At 60.0% G+C, this 26,289-nt stretch carries 21 protein-coding genes, 1 tRNA gene and 1 pseudogene; 5 read left to right on the top strand and 18 right to left on the bottom strand.

What is annotated here, in order from left to right; translation table 11 throughout:
* Positions 1–66 precede the first annotated feature (66 nt).
* Complete coding sequence (locus B5G40_RS14905; RefSeq protein WP_087400379.1) at positions 67–1,248, top strand: tyrosine-type recombinase/integrase; 1,182 nt, start codon at positions 67–69, stop codon at positions 1,246–1,248.
* Between the two features lie 113 nt (positions 1,249–1,361).
* Positions 1,362–2,471, top strand: a complete 1,110-nt coding sequence (ychF, locus tag B5G40_RS14900; RefSeq protein WP_087400377.1) for a redox-regulated ATPase YchF — start codon at positions 1,362–1,364, stop codon at positions 2,469–2,471.
* Positions 2,472–2,588: 117 nt separating this feature from the next.
* Here the strand turns inward: ychF and B5G40_RS14895 are convergent, their stop codons facing one another.
* From B5G40_RS14895 to nifJ, 3 genes are all read right to left on the bottom strand, one after another.
* Positions 2,589–4,532 (bottom strand): glycogen synthase, encoded by a 1,944-nt coding sequence (locus B5G40_RS14895; protein ID WP_242959455.1) that lies wholly within the window; start codon positions 4,530–4,532, stop codon positions 2,589–2,591.
* 328 nt (positions 4,533–4,860) lie between these two features.
* Entirely contained in the window at positions 4,861–4,995 is a 135-nt protein-coding gene (locus tag B5G40_RS17495) for a hypothetical protein (protein WP_275533062.1), read from the bottom strand.
* A 182-nt stretch (positions 4,996–5,177) separates the two neighbouring features.
* Positions 5,178–8,744, bottom strand: a complete 3,567-nt coding sequence (gene nifJ / locus B5G40_RS14885) for a pyruvate:ferredoxin (flavodoxin) oxidoreductase (protein ID WP_087400375.1) — start codon at positions 8,742–8,744, stop codon at positions 5,178–5,180.
* A 469-nt stretch (positions 8,745–9,213) separates the two neighbouring features.
* Between nifJ and B5G40_RS14880 the strand changes: the two genes are divergently transcribed.
* Positions 9,214–10,725: a YifB family Mg chelatase-like AAA ATPase gene (locus B5G40_RS14880; protein ID WP_087400373.1), complete on the top strand. Its 1,512-nt coding sequence runs from the start codon at positions 9,214–9,216 to the stop codon at positions 10,723–10,725.
* 61 nt (positions 10,726–10,786) lie between these two features.
* On the opposite strand, the gene B5G40_RS14875 is transcribed toward B5G40_RS14880, so the two are convergent.
* From B5G40_RS14875 to fabG, 15 genes are all read right to left on the bottom strand, one after another.
* Complete coding sequence (locus tag B5G40_RS14875; protein WP_087400371.1) at positions 10,787–12,388, bottom strand: peptide chain release factor 3; 1,602 nt, start codon at positions 12,386–12,388, stop codon at positions 10,787–10,789.
* Positions 12,389–12,454: 66 nt separating this feature from the next.
* Complete coding sequence (locus tag B5G40_RS14870) at positions 12,455–13,096, bottom strand: HAD family hydrolase (protein ID WP_242959454.1); 642 nt, start codon at positions 13,094–13,096, stop codon at positions 12,455–12,457.
* Positions 13,097–13,257: 161 nt separating this feature from the next.
* Complete coding sequence (locus tag B5G40_RS14865; RefSeq protein WP_087188427.1) at positions 13,258–13,629, bottom strand: metal-dependent transcriptional regulator; 372 nt, start codon at positions 13,627–13,629, stop codon at positions 13,258–13,260.
* 13 nt (positions 13,630–13,642) lie between these two features.
* Positions 13,643–13,819, bottom strand: a complete 177-nt coding sequence (locus B5G40_RS14860) for a FeoB-associated Cys-rich membrane protein (protein WP_087267162.1) — start codon at positions 13,817–13,819, stop codon at positions 13,643–13,645.
* Between the two features lie 38 nt (positions 13,820–13,857).
* Complete coding sequence (locus B5G40_RS14855; protein WP_087400367.1) at positions 13,858–16,236, bottom strand: ferrous iron transporter B; 2,379 nt, start codon at positions 16,234–16,236, stop codon at positions 13,858–13,860.
* 111 nt (positions 16,237–16,347) lie between these two features.
* Positions 16,348–16,569, bottom strand: a complete 222-nt coding sequence (locus tag B5G40_RS14850; RefSeq protein ID WP_087188430.1) for a FeoA family protein — start codon at positions 16,567–16,569, stop codon at positions 16,348–16,350.
* Positions 16,570–16,582: 13 nt separating this feature from the next.
* A complete protein-coding gene (locus B5G40_RS14845; protein ID WP_087188431.1) occupies positions 16,583–16,795 on the bottom strand; it encodes a FeoA family protein in 213 nt (70 codons plus the stop codon).
* Positions 16,796–17,021: 226 nt separating this feature from the next.
* Positions 17,022–17,867 carry a zinc dependent phospholipase C family protein gene (locus B5G40_RS14840; RefSeq protein ID WP_087188433.1) on the bottom strand — a complete coding sequence of 282 codons (846 nt, stop codon included), beginning with the start codon at positions 17,865–17,867 and terminating at the stop codon, positions 17,022–17,024.
* 152 nt (positions 17,868–18,019) lie between these two features.
* Positions 18,020–18,739, bottom strand: coding sequence for a stalk domain-containing protein (locus B5G40_RS14835; protein ID WP_087400365.1), 720 nt, complete (start codon positions 18,737–18,739; stop codon positions 18,020–18,022).
* Positions 18,740–19,002: 263 nt separating this feature from the next.
* A complete protein-coding gene (locus tag B5G40_RS14830; RefSeq protein ID WP_343212813.1) occupies positions 19,003–19,704 on the bottom strand; it encodes an ABC transporter ATP-binding protein in 702 nt (233 codons plus the stop codon).
* Between the two features lie 12 nt (positions 19,705–19,716).
* Positions 19,717–20,568, bottom strand: a complete 852-nt coding sequence (locus tag B5G40_RS14825; protein ID WP_087188436.1) for an ABC transporter ATP-binding protein — start codon at positions 20,566–20,568, stop codon at positions 19,717–19,719.
* Positions 20,561–21,652 carry a branched-chain amino acid ABC transporter permease gene (locus tag B5G40_RS14820; protein ID WP_087188437.1) on the bottom strand — a complete coding sequence of 364 codons (1,092 nt, stop codon included), beginning with the start codon at positions 21,650–21,652 and terminating at the stop codon, positions 20,561–20,563. Before B5G40_RS14820 ends, B5G40_RS14825 begins: the two co-directional genes overlap by 8 nt.
* A gap of 10 nt (positions 21,653–21,662) precedes the next feature.
* Complete coding sequence (locus B5G40_RS14815) at positions 21,663–22,535, bottom strand: branched-chain amino acid ABC transporter permease (protein WP_087188438.1); 873 nt, start codon at positions 22,533–22,535, stop codon at positions 21,663–21,665.
* 180 nt (positions 22,536–22,715) lie between these two features.
* Positions 22,716–23,918, bottom strand: coding sequence for an ABC transporter substrate-binding protein (locus B5G40_RS14810; RefSeq protein WP_087400363.1), 1,203 nt, complete (start codon positions 23,916–23,918; stop codon positions 22,716–22,718).
* 142 nt (positions 23,919–24,060) lie between these two features.
* A complete protein-coding gene (gene fabG, locus B5G40_RS14805; RefSeq protein WP_087267135.1) occupies positions 24,061–24,783 on the bottom strand; it encodes an elongation factor P 5-aminopentanone reductase in 723 nt (240 codons plus the stop codon).
* A 123-nt stretch (positions 24,784–24,906) separates the two neighbouring features.
* Here fabG and B5G40_RS14800 point away from each other — a divergent pair.
* Positions 24,907–24,982 (top strand) — tRNA-Val (locus B5G40_RS14800).
* A gap of 713 nt (positions 24,983–25,695) precedes the next feature.
* Positions 25,696–26,289 (top strand): annotated as a pseudogene (locus B5G40_RS14795) (hypothetical protein); the annotation flags it as partial.

The raw sequence follows: 26,289 nt of genomic DNA, 5'->3' as shown, positions 1-26,289 counted from the left end.
ACCATGCGTTATACTATATACTGTAGTAGTGTGCTCTTTTCTTCTCTGCGGGAAAGGAGCTTGTCCATGGGAAAGAATCTCAAGGGAAAAGACTGCGGTAAGGGTATCTACCAAAGGAAGGACGGATTGTATAGCGCACGATTTGTTGATAAGGCCGGGAGGCGGCATGAGAAGTATTTTCAGACGCTGCCCGAGGCACGGAACTGGATTGAGGACGCAAAGTACGCCGATAAGCATGACGATGTATTTGTGGCTACCGATACGACGGTTGATGAGTGGTTCAATTTCTGGATTGAAAATATTGTCGGGGATCTGGCACCCAACACGCTCAGAAATTACCGGGAACGATATGTCCGCAATATTCAGCCGGTAATCGGGAAGATGTTGATTGCCAATGTAAAACCGATGCACTGCAAAAAGGTGTTCATCCAGATGGATGCGGATTACGCAGGCTCCACCATTCGCCAGGCATACATCACAATGGGGACAATGTTTAAGGCGGCGAAGATGAACGACCTGATTGCAAAGCACCCCATGGATGGGGTTCGGTTTACAAAGCCTGTTCGCGCTGTGGATGATATTCACTATCTGACGCGGGAGGAACAGCGCCTATTTCTCGAAACAGCACGGCGCTCCCACAATCATAACCAGTATGCGCTCATCCTCGAAACGGGATTGCGCACCGGGGAAATGATTGGCTTAACATGGGATGCCATCGACTTTGAGCGCCGAACGCTTACGGTAAACAAAACCTTGGAGTTTCGTCACGCACAGAAAGTTTGGCGTGCTGGTCCTCCCAAAACTCAGCAGAGCTATCGCACTATTCCTTTGACGGATAAAGCGTATGACATTCTGAAAGAGGTGTGGGATAGTCGGAGCAGCAGAAAAGAATCCCCGCTGCTGTCACAAACGCTGGAATACATGGATAGGCGCACCGGCGTTACTTCCCGGCTTGTGATGCGGGATCTGGTCTTTATCAACTGGCGCACAGGGGAACCGGCGAAAAACAGTTCCTATGATACCCACCTCTATAAGCTTTGCGATGAAGCGGGGATCAACCGCTTTTGTATGCACGCGCTGCGCCATACCTACGCAACCCGTGCGATTGAAAGCGGAATGCAGCCGAAAGTGCTGCAAAAGCTGCTGGGACACGCCAGCATCAAAACAACAATGGATCGATATGTCCATGTAACCGATGAAACGCTGGATCAGGCGGTCAAGCAATTTCAGCTCAGCAGCGTATGTTGATATAATCCAATACAAGTCAATGCGTAAATGGCGTAAAAATGGCGTAGCCGTCAAAACGCCAAAGTGCGAAAAACCTTGTAAATACAGCATTTTTTAAGGAGATGTAGAGATATATGAAATTAGGTATCGTGGGCCTGCCCAACGTGGGCAAATCGACCCTTTTCAACGCCATTACCAACGCCGGCGCCGAGAGCGCCAACTACCCCTTCTGCACCATCGACCCTAACGTGGGCGTGGTGGCCGTGCCCGACGCTCGTCTGGACGCGCTGAGTGAGATGTACCACCCCAAAAAGACCACACCCGCCGTGGTGGAGTTCGTGGACATCGCCGGTCTGGTCAAGGGCGCCAGCCAGGGTCAAGGCCTGGGCAACAAGTTCCTGGCCAACATCCGGGAGTGCGACGCCATCGTCCATGTGGTGCGCTGCTTTGACGACGAGAACATCATGCACGTGGTGGCCGACACCAGCACCAACGTGCCTGTGGACCCCGCCGGGGACATCGGCGTCATCGACATCGAGCTCATCATGGCTGACGTGGAGATGGTGGAGCGCCGCATCGACAAGGCCCAGAAGGCCGCCAAGGGCGACAAGAAGTACCTGCGGGAAGTGGAGGTGTTCACCGCTCTGAAGGGCTGGCTCAACGACGGCAACTCCGCCCGCTCCTTCGAGTGTGATGAGGACGACGCCGCCATCATCGCCACCGCCGAGCTGCTCTCCCTGAAGCCCATCATCTACGCCGCCAATCTGGACGAGGACGGCTTTGCCGACTGCCACAGCAACGCCTACTACCAGATCGTGGAGGATCTGGCCGCCAAGGAGGGCGCTCAGGTCATCCCTGTGTGCGCCAAGCTGGAGGCCGAGATCGCCGAGCTGGACGCCGACGAGAAGAAGATGTTCCTGGACGACCTGGGCATCGCCGAGTCCGGCCTGGACCGGCTCATCAAGGCCAGCTACGCCCTGCTGGGCCTCATCTCCTTCCTCACCTCCGGTGAAGACGAGTGCCGCGCCTGGACCATCAAGAAGGGCACCAAGGCTCCCCAGGCTGCCGGTAAGATCCACACTGACTTTGAGCGGGGCTTCATCCGGGCCGAGGTGGTCAACTTCGACGACCTGATGGCCTGCGGCTCCATAAACGGCGCCAAGGAAAAGGGTCTGGTCCGGTCCGAGGGCAAGGAGTATGTGATGAAGGACGGCGATATCGTCCTCTTCCGCTTCAACGTCTAAGGCCCCTTTTCCCCATATGCCGCCACAAGCATTTTGACAGCAAGGCCCCCTGATGCAGGACACTGCATCAGGGGGCCTTTTCTTATGCACCGGTTTCTATTTCTTCTTTTCAGAACTTTACCACTGAGTCAGTTCCAGATACAGGTCCTTGTACTGGCGGGCAGACTTCTCCCAGGAGACGTCCTTGGCCATATCCCGCTGGACCACCTCGTCCCAATGGTAACGGTTGTTGAAGTAAAGCGACTTGGCCCGGTTGATGGCGTCCAGCAGCAGGCCGGCGTCATACCGGTCGAAGGTGAAGCCGTTGCCCTCGCCATTGAACTCGTTGTAGGGCTCTACGGTATCCTTCAGTCCACCGGTCTCACGAACGATGGGCAGAGTACCATAGTGCATGGCGTTGAGTTGGGTCAGCCCGCAGGGCTCAAAGCGGGAAGGCACCAGCAGGGCGTCCGCACCGGCATAAATGCGGTGGGCTCTCCCCTCGTCATATTGGATGCAGGCGCTGAAGGTGCCCTTGTAGCTCCCTTCATAGGCCCGGAAGGCGTCCTCATACTGCTTGTCACCAGTACCCAGCACCACCACCTGTGTGTTGCCGTCCAGCACCTGGGGAACGATGGCATTGACCAGATCCAGGCCCTTCTGGTTGGTGAGCCGGGAAATCAATCCAATGACAAATTTGCCGGTGTCCTGCTCCAGACCCAGTTCCTTCTGGAGGGCCAGCTTGTTGGCCATCTTGTGGTCAAGCACGTTGCCCAAACCGTAGTTTTCCGCCAGGGCGGGGTCGGTCTCCGGATTCCACATACCGTAGTCAATGCCGTTGACGATGCCCCGGAGCTTGTGGCTGTGATAGCGCAGGTGATCCTCCAGCCGCTCACCGTACTCACTGGTCTGGATCTCCCAGGCGTAGGTACCGCTGACGGTGGTGATCCGGTCGGCGTAGGCCAGGCCGCCTTTGAGCATATTGGCCTCCACCCAGTCCTGCTTCAAGGCGCCCATGCCGAAGGCCTCGTCAGGCAGGCCGGACCAGTACTTGATGGTGGGGATATTGTACACGCCCTGGAAGCGGAGGTTGTGGATGGTGATCACCGATCTGGCCCGGCCCACCGGGGAGTCCTTAAACAGGGTACGCAGATACACCGGCACCAGAGCCGCCTGCCAGTCGTGGCAGTGGACCACGTCGGGAATCCAGTTCATGTAGTTCAGGGCAGCCAGGGCGGCCTTGCTGAAAAAGCAATACTTGGGGATATCGTCCACCAGATTGGTGTAGGGATTGCCCCAGGAGAAGAACTCCTCGTTGTCAATAAAGTCGTACACCACGCCGTCCCAGATGTACTCCATGATCCCCACATAGTAGCTGCGGCCGGTGTTGCCCAGGTCCATGTAGAATTCGCCCCGGTAGATCATCTTGTTCTGATACTCCTGGGGAATGCAGGCATAGCGGGGCAGGATCACCCGGACGTCACAGTTCAGCCGGGCCAGCTCCCGGGGCAGGGCATACATTACATCTCCCAGACCGCCTGTCTTTACAAAGGGATGGCACTCCGAGCCGATGAAGGCCACGCTCCGGCGGGGCAGGTTGGGCTCTTCCATCACCGGGGCAGTCTCGGCCACCGCGGGGGTGCTTTCCGGCTCGACCACAGGAGCCTTTGCCTTCCGCTTGTCGGCAGAGGCGGTCTTCTTTTTCGTGGACGCCGTCTTTTTGGCGGGTTCGGCCTTTTTCGCGGCGGAGGCTGTCTTTTTAGCAGGCTCCGCTTTTTTCGTAGTGGGGGCTGCCTTTGGGGCAGGCTCAGCTTCCTTTGCCGCGGGAGCCGCCTTCTTGGCAGGCTCAGCTTCCTTTGCCGCGGGAGCCGTCTTCTTGGCAGACTCAGTTTCCTTCGTGGCAGGGGCCGCCTTTTTGACAGGCTCAGCTTCTTTGGCGGCAGGGGCCGCCTTTGGGGCGGGCTCAGCCTCTTTCGCAGCAGGAGCTATCTTTTTCTTTGCGGCGGCTGTCTTTTCCGGGGCAGGCGCAGCCTCTTTCGCAGTGGAGGCGGGGCTTACTGCGGCGGGAATCTCCTTTTCCACAGGCTTCTTTTCAGCCGCAGTCTTTTTTACGTTCGCGGAGTCCGATTTTTCCCGTGCCATTCTAATTCTCCCTTTCACATATGATCCGAATGACAAAGCCCCTGCCACTTCAGAGATCTGCGTGCTCAATGCAGGGGCAAAATTTGCTGACGCTAAAAATATAACACATCTACGCTCATTTTTACAGTCCTTTTTGGTATATCCCAGCTACAAATCCATAATTTTACTAAAGCATGATACATATAAGTGGATTGTTCCTGTTTTTTGCTTCACAGGGCAGAATAAAAAGACCCCCGGGCTGTTGCCCGGGGGTCTTTTTGGTGATCAATTACTTGTACAGCTCCACCAGACGGGTCAGGTGCTCCCAACGCTCCTTGGCGGCCAGGCCCAACGGGGCCACAGCCCCGTTGGGGACCCATGGATTGCATCTGCTCGGCGGAAACACCCGCAAGGGGTACGCCACATCCGTAAAGCAGCAAAGCTGCTAACGGCTGTGCAGTGAATTCCGCCGGCATCAAGGTTTTGGGCCGCAGGCCCAAAACGCTTGCACGGCGCATAGCGCCGCCCCATCTGCGATGGGGCCCACGAAGAGACCGCAAACAAGAAAGGGCCCCGGGGTAAACCCGGGGCCCTTGGCGGTAAATCTTACTTGTACAGCTCCACCAGACGGGTCAGGTGCTCCCAACGCTCCTTGGCGGCCTCTTCGTTCTGAGCGAAGAGCTCCTTGGCGCGCTCGGGGAAGGCACGGGTCAGGGAGGAGTAACGAGCCTCGTTCATCAGGAACTCCTGATAGCCGCCAGCAGGGGCCTTGGAGTCCAGGGTGAAGGGGTTCTTGCCCTCGGCCTTGAGAGCGGGGTTGTACCGGAACAGGTTCCAGTAGCCGCAGTCCACAGCCTTCTTCATCTCCTGCTGGCAGTTAGCCATGCCGCCCTTGATGCTGTGCATCTCACAGGGAGCGTAGCCGATGACCAGGGAAGGACCATGATAGGCCTCGGCCTCGGTAATGGCCTTCAGGGTCTGGTTGGGATTGGCGCCCATGGCGATCTGGGCCACATAGACGTAGCCGTACTGCATGGCGATCTCAGCCAGGCTCTTCTTGGGCTGGGTCTTACCGGCAGCGGCGAACTGAGCCACCTGGCCGATGTTGGAGGACTTAGAAGCCTGTCCGCCGGTGTTGGAGTACACCTCGGTGTCGAACACGAAGATGTTGACGTCCTCACCGGAAGCGATGACGTGATCCAGGCCGCCGTAACCGATATCGTAGGCCCAGCCGTCGCCGCCGAAGATCCAGACGGACTTCTTGTTCAGGTACTCCTTCTCCTTCAGGATCTCGCGGACCAGAGCGCAGGCCTCGCAGGTGCATCCCTCGCCCTGAGCCTTGTGGCCCTCCATGGCGGCGATGTAAGCCTTGGTGGCCTCGCCGTTGGCGGCGCCGTCCTCCATGGTATCCAGCCACTTCTGAGCGGCGGCGGCGATGGTCTCGTCCACGTAGTCGATGGCGATCAGCTTGCGGGTCTGGTCAGCCAGACGGTCGCGGATGGCCTTCTGACCCAGGTACAGGCCCAGGCCGTGCTCGGCGTTATCCTCGAACAGGGAGTTGGCCCAGGTGGGACCCTTGCCTTCCTTGTTGACGGTGTAGGGAGAGGTAGCAGCGGGGCCGCCCCAGATGGAGGAACAACCGGTGGCGTTGGAGACGTACATCCGGTCGCCGCACACCTGAGTGATCAGGCGGGCATAGGCGGTCTCGGCGCAGCCGGCGCAGGAGCCGGAGAACTCAAGCAGAGGCTGCTTGAACTGGCTGCCCTTGACGGTGGCAATATCCTCCACGTCGGCCTTGGGGGCAACCTTGGCCACCATGTAGTCGAAGACTTCCTGCTCGGCAGCCTGGGACTCCTGGGGCTTCATGGTCAGAGCCTTCACGGGGCAGGTGCTCACGCAGACGGTGCAGCCCATGCAGTCCAGGGGGCTGACAGCCAGAGCGAACTTGTACACGCCCTTGCCCTTGCCGGCCTTGATGTCCACGATCTTCGCCTGAGCGGGGGCGTTCTTGGCCTCCTCCTCGGTGAGGGCGAAGGGACGGATGGTGGCGTGGGGGCAGACATAGGAGCACTGGTTACACTGGATACACTTGGAGGCATCCCACTCGGGCACGGACACGGCCACGCCGCGCTTCTCGTAGGCAGCGGCGCCCTGGAAGAAGGTGCCGTCCTCGTGGCCGTTGGCAAAGGCGGAAACAGGCAGGCTGTCGCCGTCCATGCGGCCCACGGGCTCCATGATGTCCTTCACCATCTTCACGGTGTCGGCGTTGCCCTCCAGGTGCTCCTCAACGGGCTTGTCCTCGGCGGTAGCCCAGGAGGCGGGCACCTCGAACTTGTGGAAGGCGGTGGCGCCGGCGTCGATGGCCTTGTGGTTCATATCCACCACGTCCTGGCCCTTCTTCAGGTAGGAGTGGGTGGCGGCGTCCTTCATGTACTGGATGGCCTCGGCCTCGGGCATCACCTTAGCCAGCTTGAAGAAAGCGGACTGCAGGATGGTGTTGGTACGCTTGCCCATGCCGATCTCGATGGCCAGGTCGATGGCGTTGATGGTGTAGACCTGGATGTTGTGCTCGGCAATGTAGCGCTTGGCCACGGCGGGCATATGGTGATCCAGCTCCTCGTCGCTCCACTGGCAGTTGATGAGGAACACGCCGCCGTCCTTCACGTCGCGGACCATGGGGAAGCCCTTGACGATGTAAGCGGGCACGTGGCAGGCCACGAAGTCAGCCTTGTTGATGTAGTAGGGGGCGCGGATGGGCTGATCGCCGAAGCGCAGGTGGCTGATGGTCACGCCGCCGGTCTTCTTGGAGTCATACTGGAAGTAAGCCTGAACGTACTTGTCGGTGTGGTCGCCGATGATCTTGATGGAGTTCTTGTTGGCGCCCACGGTGCCGTCGCCGCCCAGACCCCAGAACTTGCACTCGATGGTGCCGGGAGCAGCGGTGTTGGGAGCGGGCTTCTCCTCCAGAGAGGTGAAGGTGACGTCGTCCACGATACCCACGGTGAACTGACGCTTGGGCTGATCCTTGGTCAGCTCCTCATACACGGCAAACACGTTGCTGGGCGGGGTGTCCTTGGAGCCCAGGCCGTAGCGGCCGCCGATGATGGTAGCCTGACGGCCGGCGTTGGCAAAGGCGGTGACAACGTCCAGGTACAGAGGATCGCCCAGAGCGCCGGGCTCCTTGGTGCGGTCCAGGACGGCGATCTTGGTAGCGGTGGCGGGAATGGCCTCCAGCAGCTTGTCGGCGCGGAAGGGCCGGTACAGGCGGACCTTCACCAGGCCAACCTTCTCGCCGTGGGCGTTCAGGTAGTCGATGACTTCCTCGGCCACGTCGCAGATGGAACCCATGGCGATGATGACGCGGTCAGCGTCGGGAGCGCCATAGTAGTTGAACAGCTGATAGTTGGTGCCCAGCTTGGCGTTGACCTTGCCCATGTACTCCTCAACGATGCCGGGAACGGCCTCGTAGTACTTGTTGGCGGCCTCGCGGTGCTGGAAGAAGATGTCGCCGTTCTCGTGAGAACCGCGCATCACGGGACGCTCGGGGTTCAGGGCGCGCTTGCGGAAGGCTTCCACAGCGTCCATATCCACCATGTCCTTCAGGTCCTCGTTGTCCCAGATGGCGATCTTCTGGATCTCATGGGAGGTACGGAAGCCGTCGAAGAAGTTGATGAAGGGAACGCGGCCCTTGATGGCAGCCAGGTGGGCAACGGCGCCCAGGTCCATAACCTCCTGGGGGTTGGACTCACACAGCATGGCGAAACCGGTCTGACGGCAGGCCATAACGTCGGAGTGATCGCCGAAGATGTTCAGAGCATGGGTGGCCACGGTACGGGCGGACACATGGAACACACAGGGCATCAGCTCACCGGCCAGCTTGTACATATTGGGGATCATGAGCAGCAGGCCCTGAGAAGCGGTGTAGGTGGTGGTCAGGGCACCGGCGGCCAGGGAGCCGTGAACGGTACCGGCGGCGCCAGCCTCAGACTGCATCTCCACCACATTGACGGTAGTACCGAAAATGTTCTTCCGGCCCTGAGCGGCCCACTGGTCCACGTTGTCGGCCATGGGGCTGGACGGAGTGATGGGGTAGATACCCGCCACTTCGGTGAAGGCGTAAGACACGTGGGCGGCTGCGGTGTTACCGTCCATGGATTTCAGCTTTCTAGCCATTGAAACGATTCCTCCTTGTTCGTTGTTCCAGGGCAATGGGAATCGGTCCCCGCCTCTCCCAAAGACCGGGCCGGATTCCCATTACCCTGGCTTTTTCCCCGCTTACCGGAAAGAAACTTTCCCGGAGCGCCTTCATTGTAACACCATCCAAACCGTTTGTAAATCAAATCTTACTTATCTATAACAATTTTCTTCAAATTCTCAAATTCCTAGGAATACACCCGGTTTTACCACTTTTACTCAAAAAAAATTCAGAACTTCCTTTTCCTAACTGAACCGTCAGTACTAGACTTCATATTCTGGAAAAACGCCGTCTTCGGAGGCCCCTCCCCCCTGTTTTGCAGGCCGGCAAACAACCTGTTTCTACTCCCCGCTCTGGCAGCAGACGCCCTTCTATGCTATAATCCAAGGTAATATCAGATAACAGTCCCCGGAGCCGCGGCCCGGGGCGGAAAGAAGGCGACAGGCCATGCTGTGTGAAGTGCGTTCCCTGGGGCTCACCGGCATCTCAGGCTATGAGGTGCGGGCGGAGTGCGACCTGTCCGGCGGGCTGCCCGCCTTTGAGATCGTAGGTCTGCCCGACGCGGCGGTGAAGGAGGCCCGAGACCGGGTACGGGCCGCCATCAAAAACTGCGGCTTCTCCTTCCCTGTCTCCCGCATCACCGTCAATCTGGCCCCGGCCGACCGCAAAAAGGGCGGCACGGTGTACGACCTGCCCATTCTGGTGGGCATTTTGGCAGCCGGGGAACAGCTCCGGCTGCCCGCCGGCCCCTGCGCCTTTGTGGGAGAGCTGTCCCTATCCGGTCAGCTGCGGCCCATCCCCGGTATGCTGCCCATGGCCCTGGCCGCCGTTCGGGCAGGTATCAAGGATCTGTACGTCCCCGCCCCCTCCGCCGCCGAGGCTACCCTGGCGGTTGGACTGAACGTCTACCCGGTGGAGAGCGTCTCCCAGCTGGTGGCCCACCTGCGAGGGGAGACCCCCATCCTCCCCGCCGACCCCTGGACACCGGGGGCAGACCTGGAGGCGGAACTGGACTTTGCCGACGTGAAGGGCCAGGAGAACGGCAAGCGGGCTCTGGAGATCGCCGCCGCGGGAGGCCACAACCTTTTGATGGTGGGCCCGCCGGGCTCGGGCAAGTCCATGCTGGCCCGCCGCCTGCCCTCCATCCTGCCCGACATGACCCGCCGGGAAGCTCTGGAGTGCACCGAGGTCCACTCGGTGATGGGGCTGACCAGCGAAGATAAACCTCTGCTCACCCGGCGGCCATTCCGGGCCCCCCACCATACCGTCTCCGCCATGGGCATGGCAGGCGGAGGCTCCACTCCCCGGCCGGGAGAGATCTCCCTGGCCCACAACGGAGTGCTCTTTCTGGACGAGCTGCCTGAGTTCCATAAGGAGGTACTGGAGACGTTGCGCCAGCCTCTGGAGGACGGGGTGGTGCAGATCAGCCGGGTGGCGGGCACGGCGGTTTTTCCCGCCCGGTTCATGCTGGTGTGCGCCATGAACCCCTGCAAGTGCGGCTGGTACGGCACCGACCGGTGCCACTGCTCCCCCCAGGCGGTGGACAAGTACCTGAGCCGGCTGTCGGGTCCTCTGCTAGACCGGATCGACCTGTATGTGGAGGTACCCGCTCTGGACTTTGACCAGCTGTCCCGGCGGTCCGACGCGGAGCCCTCCGCCGTTATCAAGGCCCGGGTGAACGCCGCCCGCGCCATCCAAACCGCCCGCTTCGGGCCGGAGGGTCCCGACTGCAACGCCCATATGGGGCAGCAGGAGCTCTCCCAGTTCTGCCGGCTGGACGAGGCGGGCACCGCCCTTATGAAAGGGGCCTTCGACCGGATGGGCCTGACCGCCCGCAGCTACGACCGCATCCTCCGGGTGGCCCGCACCATCGCCGATCTGGACGGGGCGGAGCACATCGGAGTGGAGCATCTGGCCGAGGCCATCCAGTATCGGGAGAGCGCCTCCCTACGGCGGTAAACCTTTTAAATACAACAAAAAATGCGGTTCGGAACAAAATAGTTCCGAACCGCATTTTTGATTAAAACTTGGTGCCGCCGAACTCGTGGAAGGTGAGGTTCTTGTTGCGCTCCTCGGTCCAGTTGATGGCCCACTGGGAGCCGAAGAGAAGCAGCTGGTTGCCCTTGTAGTCCTCCACCAGCTTGGTGTCGGTACCTAGGTTCAGGTCCTCCTCCTTCACCGGCTGGCCGTCCTCGGTCTCGATCCACCGCAGGTACTCGTAGGGCAGGCCCTCCATGTAGAGGTCCACGTTGTACTCGTTCTTCAGGCGGTACTCCAGCACGTCGAATTGCAGGGTGCCCACCACGCCCACAATGACCTCCTCCATGCCGGAGTAGGGGGTCTTAAAGATCTGGATGGCGCCCTCCTGGGCGATCTGTTCCATGCCCTTCAGGAACTGTTTGCGCTTCATGGTGTCCAAAGAGCGCACCCGCTTGAAGTGCTCGGGAGCAAAGGTGGGAATGGGGTCGAACTTGAACTTCTTGGAGGCGGTACACAGGGTATCGCCGATGGAGAAGATGCCGGGATCAAACACGCCGATGATGTCGCCGGCGTAGGCCTCCTCGATGATCTCCCGCTCGGCGGCCATCAGCTGCTGAGGCCGGGACAGGCGGATCTTCTTGCCGCCCTGGACGTGGTAGACCTCCTTGTCCGCCTCGAACTTGCCGGAGACGATGCGCATGAAGGCGATCCGGTCCCGGTGGGCCTTGTTCATGTTGGCCTGGATCTTGAACACGAAGGCGGAGAAGTTATCGTCCATGGAGTCGATGATCTCGTCCCCCGCCTTCCGGGGCAGAGGAGCGGTGGTCATCTGGAGGAAGTGCTCCAGGAAGGGCTCCACGCCGAAGTTGGTGAGGGCGGAGCCGAAGAACACGGGGGACAGCTTGCCGTGGCGCACCCGGTCCAGGTCGAACTCAGCGGCGGCGCCGTCCAGCAGCTCGATCTCATCATTGAGCTGCTGATGGAGCCGCTGGCCGATAAGTCCGTCCAGGTTGGGGTCCCCCAGCTCCACCTCGGTGGCGGTGGCGGCTTTGGCGCCGCCGTTGGAGGTGAAGTGGATGATCTTCTTGCTGCCCCGGTCGTACACGCCCTTGAACTCCTTACCGCAGCCGATGGGCCAGTTGACGGGATAGGTCTCAATGCCCAGCTCCTTCTCCAGCTCCTCCAGCAGCTCAAAGGAATCCCGGGCCTCCCGGTCCATCTTGTTGATGAAGGTGAAGATGGGAATATCCCGCATGGCGCACACCTTGAACAGCTTCCGGGTCTGGGCCTCCACGCCCTTGGCGGCGTCGATGACCATGACGGCGGAGTCGGCGGCCATCAGGGTGCGGTAGGTGTCCTCGGAGAAGTCCTGGTGGCCGGGGGTGTCCAGGATGTTGATGCAGTAGCCCTCATACTGGAACTGCATGACGGAGGAGGTCACTGAGATGCCGCGCTGCTTCTCGATCTCCATCCAGTCGGAGGTGGCGGCACGGGTGTTCTTCTTGCCCTTGACCTGACCGGCCTGGGCAATGGCTCCGCCGTAGAGCAGGAACTTTTCCGTCAGGGTGGTCTTACCGGCGTCGGGGTGGCTGATGATGGCAAAGGTTCTGCGCCGTTTGATTTCAGATTCGTATTGAGACAAGGTATGGTTCCTCCTTGTAATAATATCAAAAAACAACGTAGGGGCGGCCCTTATGGCCGCCCGTTTTTACGGCGGACTGAGCCGTTTCACCGCCGCCGGGATATCCGCGAAAGCATTCACATGGGGCACCTCATGGTCGATGTGGCCGAAACCGTAGGCGGCGTGAAGAAAGGGCACCCCCGCCTGGGTTGCGGCATTGCAGTCTCCCTGGGTATCCCCGATATACAGAGGCTTTTTCAAGCCGTTGCGCTGTACCACCAGGGCGATGTTGTCCCCCTTGGGCTTGCCGGTGCGGCCGGGGTTTTCATAGTCAGTGAAATACTTTCCCAGCCCATGGGCCAGGAAAAAGGCCTCGATGTAGCCGTCCTGGCAGTTGCTGACGATAAACAGGGGATAGTCCCGGGCCAGGATCTCCAGGGTCTCAGGCACCTGGGGATAGAGGATGCCGCCGTGGCGGGCCACATGGGCGTTCTCCTCTTTCAGCAGTCCGTTCAGCAGGGGCTGGATCTCCTTCCAGTCCAGATCGGGCAGCAGCTTCTTCACAATATCGGGCAGCAGCATCCCCATACAGCCGATGAGCCGGGGCCGGGTAATCTGCCCGGCATACTGGGGCGCGATCCGCTCCAACACCCGGTTCCAGGACAGACAGATGGAATCCACCGAATCCCACAGGGTGCCGTCCAGATCAAATAACAGTCCGTCAAACAAGAAAAAGCGCCTCCCGCTGAAATACATACTCTGATACTATATCATACCCGCCGCAGGCATTTCAAGCCTGCCGCCTCCGCCTTTTTGCACAAAAAGTCCCCGCCCGCCGGACATTCCGGCGGGCGGGGCGGTATGAGGGGAATGGAAAGAGAGAGGGAAACTCAGGCAGGCAGGGGCACCGCCGCCAGGGGCTGCTGGAAACAGCGCCGGGGCAGCTCGGATACGGCGGCGCAGGCGGCCTTCCAGGCCTCTTCCCCGGACAGATCCATCCGGGTCTGGAGATCGGTGGCCAGCCGTCCGGCCTGACCGGCCAGCTCCCGGGCCAGTGCCCGGCCCAGGCCAGTCAGGTGGATCTTGCCGTAGCGCTCCTTATCCACCAGGTTTTTGTCAATGAGGATGGACATCATACTGGTGACCGACGCCCGGGAGACCGCCAGCGACGCGGCAATGTCCTTGGAGGAGACCTCCAGCCGGACTTGGGAGAGGTCATAGATGGTCAGCAGATAGCGGATGTTGGTGTTGGTCAGTTCCATGGTATGCTCCTTCCTAGCGTTTGGCGGGTTCTTCCCGGCCGGGGTGGCACATACCGGAGCATCCGCAGCTCCCGCAGGAGCCGCCGCAAGAGCAGCTGCTCTTGCCGTGGCGCCGGTTGTGGATGCCCCGGGCCACAATGGCCGCGCAGGCAGCCGCAATGGCCAGACTGATGAGAATCGTGGGTAGCATAAAGATGCTCCTTTCCTTGATAAGATGGGCGGGACGCCTTACTCGGCGGCGGCCACCGCCCGCAGGTTGATACCGGACTCCTCATACTTGTTCTTCCGCACCAGCAGGTAGATGAGACCCGCCAGGCAGATGAAGGCAGCCACGGTGCCCACACCGAAGGCCACCTGGCCCAGGATCAGGCCGCCGATCTGGTAGACGATGAGGGAGATCACATAGGCGAAGCCGCACATATAGCCGATGGCGGCCAGGGTCCACTTGGGGCTGTTCATCTCCCGCTTGATGGCGCCCATAGCAGCGAAGCAGGGGGCGCACAGCAGGTTGAAGATCATGAAGGAGTAGGCGGAAATGGCGGTGAAGGCGGCAGCCATATCCACGGTCAGGTTGCCCGGGAAGAGCACGCCGAAGGTGGAAACAACCTCCTCCTTGGCGATGAGGCCGGTGACCACCGCCACGGTGGCCTCCCAGAAGCCGAAGCCCAGGGGCGCGAAGATAAAGGACACGGCGTGGCCCACAGCGGCCAGCAGGGAGTCGTTGTTGTCCTCCACCATCTGGAACACGCCGTCCACAAAGCCGAAGCCCTGGAGGAACCACAGGATGACGGAGGAAAGCAGGATGACGGTGCCGGCCCGCTTGATGAAGGACCAGCCACGCTCCCACATGGCCCGCAGCACGTTGCCGGCGGCGGGGGCGTGGTAGGCGGGCAACTCCATGACGAAGGGGGCGGGGTCACCGGCAAAGCCCTTGGTTTTCTTCAGGATGATGCCGGAAATCACCACTGCCGCCACGCCGATGAAGTAGGCAGAGGTAGCCACCCAGGCGGAGCCGCCGAAGAGGGCCCCGGCAAAGAGGGCAATGATGGGCATTTTGGCGCCGCAGGGGATGAATCCGGTGGTCATGATGGTCATGCGCCGGTCCCGCTCCTGCTCAATGGTGCGGGAGGCCATGATGCCGGGCACGCCGCAGCCGGTGGCCACCAGCATGGGGATGAAGCTCTTGCCGGACAAGCCGAAGCGGCGGAAGATCCGGTCCATAATGAAGGCAATGCGGGCCATGTAGCCGCAGTCCTCCAGCAGGGCCAGCAGCAGGAAGAGCACCAGCATCTGGGGCACAAAGCCCAGCACCGCGCCCACGCCGCCGATGATGCCGTCCAGGATCAGGGACTGGAGGACAGGGTGGGCATTGACAGAGACCAGGGCGTTCTCGGCCAGCACGGGCAGACCGGGCACCCAGGTGCCGTAGTCGTTGGGATCGGGCTCGGACACCTGAAGGGCAGCCTGATAGGCCTCCTCGGTGACGGGCACCACGGTGGTCTCGCCGGTCTCGTCATCGTAGAAGTAGACCTCGCTCTCACCGGCCTCATAGCCCTCGATCATGGCGGAAGCCTCTTCCCAGGCGCCGGAGTCCTCTTCCCAGGCCTCGGTGTCGGCGGTGAAGGGAACAAACCAGCCGTCGCCGAACAGGCCGTCGTTGGCCCAGTCGGTGGCTTTGGTGCCCAGTGCAAAGGAGCTGCCGCCCATGGCGATGGCGTACACCAGGATCATCACCGCCACAAAAATGGGCAGGGCCAGGATGCGGTTGGTGACAATGCGGTCGATCTTGTCGGAGGTACTCATGGAGTGGGCGGCCTTCTTCTTTTTCACGGCCTTGCCCACCACGGAGCTGATGTAAGAGTAGCGCTGGTTGGTGATGATGCTCTCGGCGTCGTCGTCCAGCTCGGCCTCGCAGTCGGCGATGTGGGCCTCCAGGTGCTCCTTCAGCTCCCCGGTCAGGTTGAGGGCCTCCAGCACCTTTTCGTCCCGCTCAAAGACCTTGATGGCGTACCAGCGGAGGTAGCGCTCCTCCACCAGGCCCGCAATGGATTCCTCGATGTGAGCGATGGCGTGCTCCACACTGCCGGTGAACACATGGGGCAGCTCGCCGGCCTTCTTGGTCTTGGCCAGCACTACAGCCCGCTCGGCGGCCTCCTTGCCGCCCTCGCCCTTCAGGGCGCTCATCTCCACCACCTGGCAGCCCAGGGCGCTGCCCAGCTTCTGGAGATCGATCACGTCCCCGTTCTTGCGGACCAGGTCGATCATGTTCACCGCCACCACCACCGGGATGCCCAGCTCAATGAGCTGGGTGGTGAGGTACAGGTTGCGCTCGATGTTGGTGCCGTCCACAATATTCAGGATGGCGTCCGGCTTCTCGTTCACCAGATAGTTCCGGGCCACCACCTCTTCCAGGGTGTAGGGGGACAGGGAATAGATACCGGGCAGGTCCTGGATCACCACATCCTTGTGGCCTTTCAGCTTGCCCTCCTTCTTTTCCACCGTCACGCCGGGCCAGTTGCCCACGTATTGGCTGGAGCCGGTCAGGGCATTGAACAGGGTGGTTTTACCGCAGTTCGGGTTGCCCGCCAGCGCGATCTTCAACTCCATCTTCTTACTCCCTTCTTGATTAGCGTTAGCTAACCATTAGTCTGAAAAATAGCCTTCCCCCATGGGAAGGCGGGCGCACAGTGTGCGCCCCTACGGGCTGCCAAATAGCCCTTACGCAATCTCAATCATTTCAGCGTCTGCTTTGCGTACGCTCAGCTCATAGCCCCGCACATTCAGCTCCATGGGGTCCCCCAGGGGAGCCACCTTCCGGATCTGGATGGCCACACCCTTGGTAATGCCCATATCCATGATGCGGCGCTTCACCGCGCCCTCGCCGTGGAGGCGTACTACCGTGACGGTGTCCCCCACCTTGGCGTCCTTCAAAGTTCTCATTGCTCTGCTCCTCTCAGATCATGATTCGTCCGGCCATATTCCGGTCCAGGGCGATGCGGCTGTCTTTGACCTGCACGATCAGGTTCCCGCCCAGTTTACTAACCACAGTCACCGTGGCATCCATAACAAAGCCCAGTTCAGCCAGGTGCTGACGCAGTTCATCCTTCCCCGTGATTTTCCGGATGGTGACCGGTTCGCCCTGCTGTGCCAGTGTCAGCGGCATCATAGTTCCTCCCTCCCAACGGCGGTCTGTCCGCCTATGGTCTTTTTCGCGGTTAGCTCGCGCTAACCTCCTCGGTGAGTATGAGTTTACATCAACTAACCACCATTGTCAATCCCTTTTTTAAAAAATTTTCCTGCCCATAAAAAACGGGCGGCCACAAGGGCCGCCCCTACGAGGTATCATGTGTAGGGGCGACCTTTATGGTCGCCCGCATCATACTGGGATTGTTTCAGGACAGAGAACCGTTAAGCACCGCGGTCCACCCCTTCTCCCCTGCCTGGGGCGTGCCCTTGAAATCCCGGTCAAACCAGAGAGGCACCGGAGCGTCCTCCCGGATGGCCTGGAAAAAGGCGTCGATCTGCTGGGTGGTCTCATCCACCGCACCCTCCAGCAACCGGTCTAGATCGGCGCTGCTCTCCAGAGAGGCGGGATGGGGGGTCTCCTTCAGGGCCACATCCTTGGCGGACTGGATGGGGAGCATCCGGCTCACCGCGCCGATGACCTTGCCCCGGCGGGTGCCGCAGGAGCGGGCAAAGAAGCCCAAGTAAAAATTCATGGCCCGGTAGGCCCGGCGAACCTGCCGGGGAGAGGCGTGGATATAGGCGCAGGCAGCGGCGTCCCACACCTGGCTTCCCTTCTGGGGCGGGGTGGGCAGATGGGCCTGGCTGACGGTATCCAGGCCGTCGCTCTCCATCAGCATCCGGTCGAACTCTCCCTCCATGGCCATGTGGGAGATGGGGCCGTCGGCGGCCCGCTCGTCCACATAGCCGTGGCAGGCGCTGTCCAGGGCCAGGTGGCACAAAAATCCGGCGCCATAGCCCACCGACATGGGCACACCCTCCTCAATGGCCTGACGCAGCCGCTCCACGGCGGGCAAGGCGGAATTGCGGTGCATCCGCACCCCCTCCCGCCGGACAGCGTTGGGTCGGATGGGCTGGTAGAAAAACAGCGGATCGGGACCCAGGCAACCCAGATCAAAGGCCTCCCGCTCCTCATCGATGACCTGGGCCAGAGGCTGAGGCAGCCCGCCCAGTACTTTATCTCCAAATTTTAGATGCGCGTAGTAATTTGGCATAGTTCCGTCGATTCCCTCCTGTCACAGTCCATAGCGATCCATTATATGTGTTTATTGTATCACGCTGTGTCAGGGAGAGAAAGCAGAAAAATGTTAAATCTTTTTCCATATAAAAAGGAGCGCGCCGTTGCGGCGCGCTCCTTTGGGTGGATTCAGGAGAAGGAGATGTCGTAGATGCCGAACTCATGGTTCCAGCCGCTGGTGCCCTCCACGTTGAGAGTCTCCAGCCGCACATTGGCAGCGTGGTCCAGGGGGATGGTGATGGTCTGGGGGGCGTCGCTCCAGTCAATGGTATAGGTCTCGGCCAGCTCGCCGTCCAGGTACACGTCCAGGCTGATCTTGTACTCCTTGGAGCCGTCCACATGGCCGATGGTAAAGGTCATGGTGTCATACTGGAGGTTGGTGTTCCAGATGGCGTAGCCCTCATTCTTGTAGCCGCCCGACATCTGGACACCCTGAGCAATTTTGTTGCCGGAAATGGTCATATAGCTCTTGGGATCGCTGCCGTCAAAGATCTTGGTATTGGTGCTCACCTGATAGGGGGGCAGCTTCTTCATCCAGTCGGTGGCCTGGCCGGGCACCTCGCCCACATAGACGGTGGCGGTGCTGCCGTCCCAGGTGACCTCCTTGCCCAGAGCCTCACCGATGGCGCGGACAGGCAGATAGGTGGTGCCGCTGCTGGCAAAGGGCTCCACAACCTTGCCATTGGCGTCCTTGGGGGTGACCTCCACCCCGTCCACCACGATCTTGATGCCCATGTAGTTGGCTTCGATCATCTTGGTGGTGACGGTGCTTGCGGCCACCGCCGTCCCGCACAGCAGGGCAACCACGGCGGTGCCGGCCAGGATACGTTTGCGCAGGGTCTTTTTCATACAGGTTTCCTCCCTTTTTGATCTCCACTCCCAATTCAAAGGTCTCGGGGGCAGTCTCTTCCAAAACGGCTCTGGCCGGTTTGTCAGGGCCTGTTTCAGACAATGTCGTCCGAAAGAAGATGTTGGTCTAATACCCCTCCGCTTCCAGATATTCCAATATTTACCCTGTTATTTTACCACACCAATTTTTGTTCCGCCATAGCTTTTCTTAAAAAAAGCGCGCTGCAAATTGCAGCGCGCTTTTTCTCTCGTCGTATTGGGGCTCAACCGCCCAGGTAGGCCTTCTTGACCGCCTCGTCGGCCAGCAGCTGCCGGCCCGGACCGGTCAGGGTCACCCGGCCGGTCTCCAGCACATAGCCCCGGTCGGCCACGCTCAGGGCCATCTGGGCGTTCTGCTCCACCAGCAGAATGGTGGTGCCCGCCTTGTGCAGCTCCTTGATGATGTCGAAGATCTGCTCCACCAGGATGGGAGCCAGACCCATGGAGGGCTCATCCAGCATGAGCAGCTTGGGGTTGGACATGAGGGCACGGCCCATGGCCAGCATTTGCTGCTCGCCGCCGGACAGGGTGCCCGCCACCTGCTTGCGGCGCTCTTTCAGCCGGGGGAACTGGGCGTACACCCGCTCCAGGTTGGGGGCAATAGTGGAGTTGGGCTGGGTAAAGGCGCCCATCTCCAGGTTCTCCTCCACCGTCATCTGCTGGAACACCCGGCGGCCCTCGGGCACCTGGGCCAGGCCCTGGGCCACCAGCTTGGAGGCAGGTACCGCCTGAATGGGCTTGCCCATAAACTCGATGGAGCCGGTGCGGGTGTGGAGCAGACCGGAGACGGTCTGGAGTGTGGTGGTCTTACCGGCGCCGTTGGCGCCGATGAGGGTGACGATCTCCCCCTCCTCCACGTGGAAGGAGATGTCTTTCACGGCGTGGATGGCGCCGTAGTACACATTGATGTTCTTGACGTCCAGCAATACCGCCATGGCTTATACCTCCTTCTGGTCGCCCAGATAGGCCTTGATGACCTCCGGGTTGTTCTGGATCTCCGAGGGGGTGCCCTTGGCGATGATCTGTCCGAAGTTGAGCACGCAGATACCCTCACAGATGCCCATAACCAGATTCATGTCGTGCTCGATGAGCAGAATGGCGATGTGGAAGGTATCCCGGATCTTGACGATGTTGTCCATCAGCTCGGCGGTCTCGGAGGGGTTCATGCCCGCCGCCGGCTCGTCCAGCAGCAGCAGAGAGGGGTTGGTGGCCAGGGCACGGACGATCTCCAGCTTGCGCTGGGCGCCGTAGGGCAGGCTGCCCGCCTTGGCGTTGGCCAGATGCTGCATATCGAAGATGCTCAGCAGCTCCAGAGCGCTCTCATGGGCCAGCTTCTCCTTCTTCCAGTAGCTGGGCAGACGGAGGATACCGCTCCACATGGGGTAGCGGACATGGTTGTGCAGGCCGATCTTTACGTTGTCCTCCACCGTCAGGTTGTCGAACAGGCGGATGTTCTGGAAGGTACGGGCGATGCCCGCCTTGTTCACCTGAACGGTGGACATATTGTGGGTATCGATGCCGTCCAGCAGCACGGTGCCCCGGGTGGGCTGATACACCTTGGTCAGCAGGTTGAACACGGTGGTCTTACCGGCGCCGTTGGGGCCGATGAGGCCGGCGATCTCGGTACGGCCGATGGCCATGTTGAACTCATTCACGGCGGTGAGGCCGCCGAAGTCGATGCCCAGGTGCTGGCACTCCAGGATGGGGGTCTGCTTGATGTCGCGCTCGGGGATAATATTGGGGCTGGGCACCGGGACCAGCTTGGTCTCGGGACGCTTGGGTTTACTCATGGCTGACGCCTCCCTTCTCGGCCGGCTGTTCCGGCGACTTGCGGAATTTCTCCTTGATGCCGTTGAAGAATCCGCGCATCACCGGGTTATTGGTGGCGATCATCACCAGAATGAGCACAATGGCGTACACCAGCATCCGGTACTCATCCAGGTTGATGGCACGCAGCAGCTCGGGCAGGTAGGTGAGGAAGGCGGCGGCGATGATGGAGCCGCGGATGTTGCCGATACCGCCCAGCACCACGAACACCAGCACCAGAATAGAGGTGTTGAAGTCAAACTTCTTGGGGGCCACGGAAGAGAAGTTCATGGCGTAGAGCACGCCCGCGGCGCCCGCCATAACGGCGGAGGTAACGAAGGCCATCAGCTTGTACTTGGTAGCGCCGATGCCCACGCTCTCGGCGGCGATGCGGTTGTCCCGCAGGGCCATAATGGCCCGGCCGGAGCGGCTGTTCACCAGATTGAGCACCACAGTCAGTGCAATGAGCACCAGGATAAAGCCGGCGGTGAAGGAGGCCAGCTTCACGTTGGTGGTGAAGCCCATGGGCCCCTTCAGGATAGCCTTGCCGCCCTCCTCCAGGTTGAGGGCCATCTCATTCTCCAGAGAGAAGTGGAGGCCGTTCTTATCCACGCCCACATAGAGCACGTTCATGATGTTGCGGATGATCTCGCCGAAGGCCAGAGTCACGATGGCCAGGTAGTCACCCCGCAGACGGAGCACAGGCACACCCACGATGACGCCGGCAATACCGGCCAGCACCGCGCCCACGATCATGGCCACCACCAGGCGGACCGCTCCGTTGGGAATGGCATCCTGGAGGGACATGGCGGTCACTACGCCGGAGAAGGCGCCCACGCTCATAAATCCGGCGTGGCCCAGGCTCAGCTCACCGGAGATACCTACCACCAGATTGAGGGACAGAGCCATGACGATATAGGCGCAGATGGGCACCAGCTGGCCCTGCAGAGAGGAGGACAGCATATCGCCCGCATTGAGCACCTGAAGGATCACAAAGGCCGCAATGACAATGGCGTAGGTGATGGTGTTGTTGATCAGCCGTTTCCGGCCGGAAGTCAATTTCTTCATATCCCTCACCTCACACTTTCTCGCGGACGGTCTTGCCCAGCAGGCCGGCGGGCTTCACCAGCAGCACGATGATGAGCACCGCAAAGACCACCGCGTCGGAGATGTTGGTATTGATCACCTTGGCAAAGGTCTCGATGATACCCAGCAGGATGCCGCCCAGCATGGCGCCGGGGATGGAGCCGATGCCGCCGAACACGGCAGCGGTAAAGGCCTTGATGCCGGGCAGGGAGCCGGTGGTGGGCATCAGAGTCCGGTAGCTGGAGCACAGCAGCACACCGGCGATGGCGGCCAGAGCGGAGCCGATGGCAAAGGTCATGGAGATGGTGCGGTTGACGTTGATGCCCATGAGCTGAGCGGCCGCCTTATCCTCGGAGCAGGCCCGCATGGCCTTGCCCATCTTGGTCTTACTGGTGAACCAGGTGAGGGCCAGCATGATGATGATGCAAGCCAGTACGGTAACCAGAGACACATAGGTGATGTTCACACCGGAGATGGGCAGGGAGCCCTCAGGGATGACGGGGGTAAACACCTTGGGATCGGCGCCCCACAGCAGCAGGGCGGCGTTTTGCAGGAAATAGCTGACGCCAATGGCGGTGATGAGCACCGCCAGGGAGGACGCCTGACGCAGGGGCTTGTAGGCCAGTCCTTCGATGACGACGCCCAGGACGGTACACACCACCACAGCCAGCAGTACGCCCACCACAGGGGGCAGATTAAAGCTGCCAGTGGCAAAGAAGGTCACATAGGCGCCCACCATGATGACGTCGCCGTGGGCAAAGTTCAGCATCTTTGCGATGCCGTACACCATGGTGTAGCCCAGGGCGATGATGGCGTAGACGCTGCCCAGGCTGATACCGGTGATCAGATTATTGAGGAAGCTCAAACCATTCACCTCTCTACTTGTTTTCTCTGTTCTGTGTATGGCAGAAACATCGGCGGTCCTGCGGGCTGCCGATGTTTCCACCATACATCCGATTGGGGATACATGGGGAAAAGCGGGCTGCCGGGTCCCCCCGGCAACCCGCTTCTGAGTCCCTGTTAAGCGGTAGTATTCTGCTCCAGATTACTGGGTGACGTACACGCCGCCCTCGACCTTGACCACCACGGGGGCCTTGGAAACCTCGCCGTTGGCAGACCAGGTCATGCCGGTGCCGGTCAGGCCGTCCACGCTGAAGTCGCTGGAGGTGAACTGAGCGATCAGAGCCTCGCAGATCTCCTCGGCGCTCATGTCGGCGGTAACGCCGGCAGCGGTGCAGGCCTCATAGATGGCGTACATACAGTCGTAGCCGTCAGCGGCGAACTGGTTGGGGATGCCGCCGTAAGCAGCCTCATACTCGCTGACGAAGGTCTTGGTGCGCTCGTCCTCGCCCCAGGCGTTGAAGGGAGTCATGAGCATCAGGCCCTCGGCCAGGCTCTTGTCAAAGCCCTCCAGGTCCAGGATACCGTCCATACCGTCGCAGCCGAAGAAGGTGGGCTCATAGCCCATGCTCTTGGCCTGGGACAGGATCAGGGAAGCGGGGGTGTAGTAGATGGGCATGAACACCAGATCGGCGCCGGCGTCCTTGGCGGCAGACAGCTGCACGTTGAAGTCGGTGTTGGTGTCATCGGGGAAGGTCTGAACGGTCACAACCTCCAGGCCGATCTCCTTGGCAGTGGCCTGGAAGGAGTTGTAGATGCCGGTGGAGTAGGCATCGCCGTTGTTGTAGATGACAGCGACCTTGGTACCCAGGTTGTTGTCCTTAATATAGTTGGCGGCGGTCACGCCCTGGTTGGGGTCGGTGAAGCACACCTGGAACACGTTGTCCTTGCCCGCAGTCACGTCGGTGGAAGAGGCAGAGGGAGTCAGCTGGAAGTAGCGGTCGTTATAGGTCTCGGCAGCCACGGCCACGCAGGGGTTGGTGGTGGTGCAGCCGTAGATGATCTTGGCGCCGTCGTCCTTCAGCTTGCCGTAGGCGTTAACAGCCTTCTCAATGTCGCCCTCGTCGTCCTGGGAATTCAGGGAGAACTGCAGGCCGCCCAGAGCGTTGATCTCCTCAATGGCGATTTCGGCGCCCTGCTTGGTGGCCAGGCCGTAAACAGCAGCGGAGCCGGTCAGGGGGCCGATGCCGCCGATCTGAATGGTGCCTTCGGTGTTGCCGCTGGTGGTTTCATTGCCACCGGCGGGGGTATTGGCGGAGCTGCCCTCGGTGCCGCCGCCGCAGCCGGCCAGCATGGAGAAGCTGAGCGCACCCGCCAGCGCAAGAGACAGGATGCGAGACTTTTTCATCGTTCATTCCTCCTTCAAGAAGTTGTTGACAATTATATGCGTGTCGCCGGAAATTGTCAACCTCAAAAATGCACAAGGGCCGCCCCTTGGCAGGCAGCCCTTGTGTGAAGTATGAACAATTTATGAACGTAGGCAGGCATTTTCAGATAATCAGTCCGCCATTGGGGGACAAAACCTGTCCCGTGATAAAGTTTGCAGCGTCGGAAGCCAGATACCACAGGGCCTCCGCCACATCCTCCGGCCGGCCGATGCGCTCCAGGGGGGTCTCCTCCGCCAAAGCGGCCAGATCCTCGGGGCCCAGGTTGCCGTTCATCTCGGTATCAATGACCCCGGGAGACACACAGTTCACCGTGATCCCAGAGGGCCCAACCTCCTTGGCCAGAGCCTTTGTAAGCCCGATGACAGCAGCTTTTGCGGCAGAATAGGCCACCTCGCAGGAACCTCCCACCTGTCCCCACATAGAGGACAAAGTCAAAATTTTTCCCGCCTTGCGATGAATGAAATGAGGCAGCGCCGCCCGGATGGTGTAGAACATTCCGTCCACATTAACGGCAAACATCCGCCGCCAATCCTCGTCCGTCAGATCGCCAAATAATTTCTGCTGGGCAATGCCTGCGTTGCATATCAGAATGTCAAGTTGACAAAATTTATCCAACACATTGTCAACCATATTCCGTACCTGGACCGAGTCTGACACGTCGGCCTGGACCGCCCAGCCGCCGATCTCCTCCGCCAGAGCCTCCGCTTTCTCTCTGGAGCGGCAGTAGTTGACCACCACCCGGTCCCCCCCGGCGGCAAACCGCCGGGCCGCCGACGCGCCGATGCCCCGGCTGCCGCCGGTAATGAGAACCACCCGTCCTGCCATACCATTTCCTCCTTGTTCACGGCGTTTTCCTCAGTATACCAGCACTTTCCGGCCTTGAAAAGAGAAATTTCAAAAAAGTGTTGACAAGCACCTTTCTTTTCGCTATAATAGTCCATGCTGTTCGGACGATTAGCTCAGCTGGTAGAGCATCCGCTTGACGTGCGGGAGGTCACAGGTTCAAGTCCTGTATCGTCCACCAGAATAATCCCCTGAAGCCGCAAGGCTTTGGGGGATTTTATTTTTTCAGAAAAGAAAGGTTTTAACCTTTTCATCAAAGTTAAGGCGGCACGATATACCGCCGCTACCTTATAAAATAGAAAACGCCGTCAAGAGGCATATTTTACCAGCGGAGGATGCCCATTTCCCGTCCCGGGCAAGGCGGCCATCACCCCGGGCAAAGAGCGCGCCGGTTCCTCTCCAGCCGTTTTCCTGAAGCCACACACCGCGAGAAGCTGCGCAATCAGTCCGCCGGTTGGGTGGAAGAATCACTGTCACGGATAACGCCATATATGAATGTGTCCAACTAAATTTCCCGCACTTCCTCACAGGCCTCTATTCTCTGGGCCGCTTTCTTCCGCATCTGTCTGAAACTATCATGGTAGGATGGATCACGCCCTATCCGTACAAGCACATCAGCCGGCGGAATTCCTGCCGCCTCTTTCCGAACATTCAGATAACTGTCCCACAGGCCGCGGCTATGATCCGCTCGCCCCCCGGTCTTGTTGTGCCGCTCCTTACGTTGGCGGCGGTTAAAAGAAAAAATTTTTATTGTATAATATGTATAGAAAAAAAGCTTCAGCGCCTCAAAAAGTATGATAAAAAATCATACTTGCAGCCCAAAAAGCATCTCTCTAAAATATAAGCCATGGTTCCTTTGCCCCTGTCAGCGCCCGCTATGTCAAATTCCAGGGCGTGGCATTCAACGGCAGCCGCTATGACATTCAGGAATTCCTGGTTTGCCAGACGGTGGATAAAACCGCTCTGAACGATCTGCTGGCCAAGGCAGAGGAAATCGTGACCGAAAAGGGGCTGGACTTTACCAGCACCGGGCTGGAAGGCGACCTGTTCCAAGCCGTGGTCTATGCCCACGCCCTCAGTGGCAGTCCTCTGGCCACCATCGAAGAGGTGACCGAGGCGGCAGCCGCTCTGGAGGCGGCCATACAGGCGCTTGAGAACGCCACCACGCCCTCTACCTCCTATGCCATCACTGTGGAGGACAGCGGCAACGGCACTGTGACTCCCAGCCGCACCCGCGCCACCAGGGGCCTCACCGTCACTCTGACCGTGAAGCCTGACGAAGGCTACAAGCTGGATACCATCACCGTCACCGACAAGAACGGCGATGAGCTCAATCTTACCGATAAGGGTAACGGCAAGTACACCTTTGCCATGCCCGCCTCTGCCGTTACTGTGGAGGCCTCCTTCACCAAGGACGATACCCCTGTGGACACCGGCCTGCCCTTCACCGACGTGAAGGCCGACGACTGGTTCTTCGAGGCTGTGAAG

The organism is Flavonifractor sp. An9 (genome assembly GCF_002161245.1).
Lineage (GTDB): Bacteria > Bacillota > Clostridia > Oscillospirales > Oscillospiraceae > Flavonifractor > Flavonifractor avicola.
This window is presented reverse-complemented; position numbering and strand designations above follow the sequence as displayed.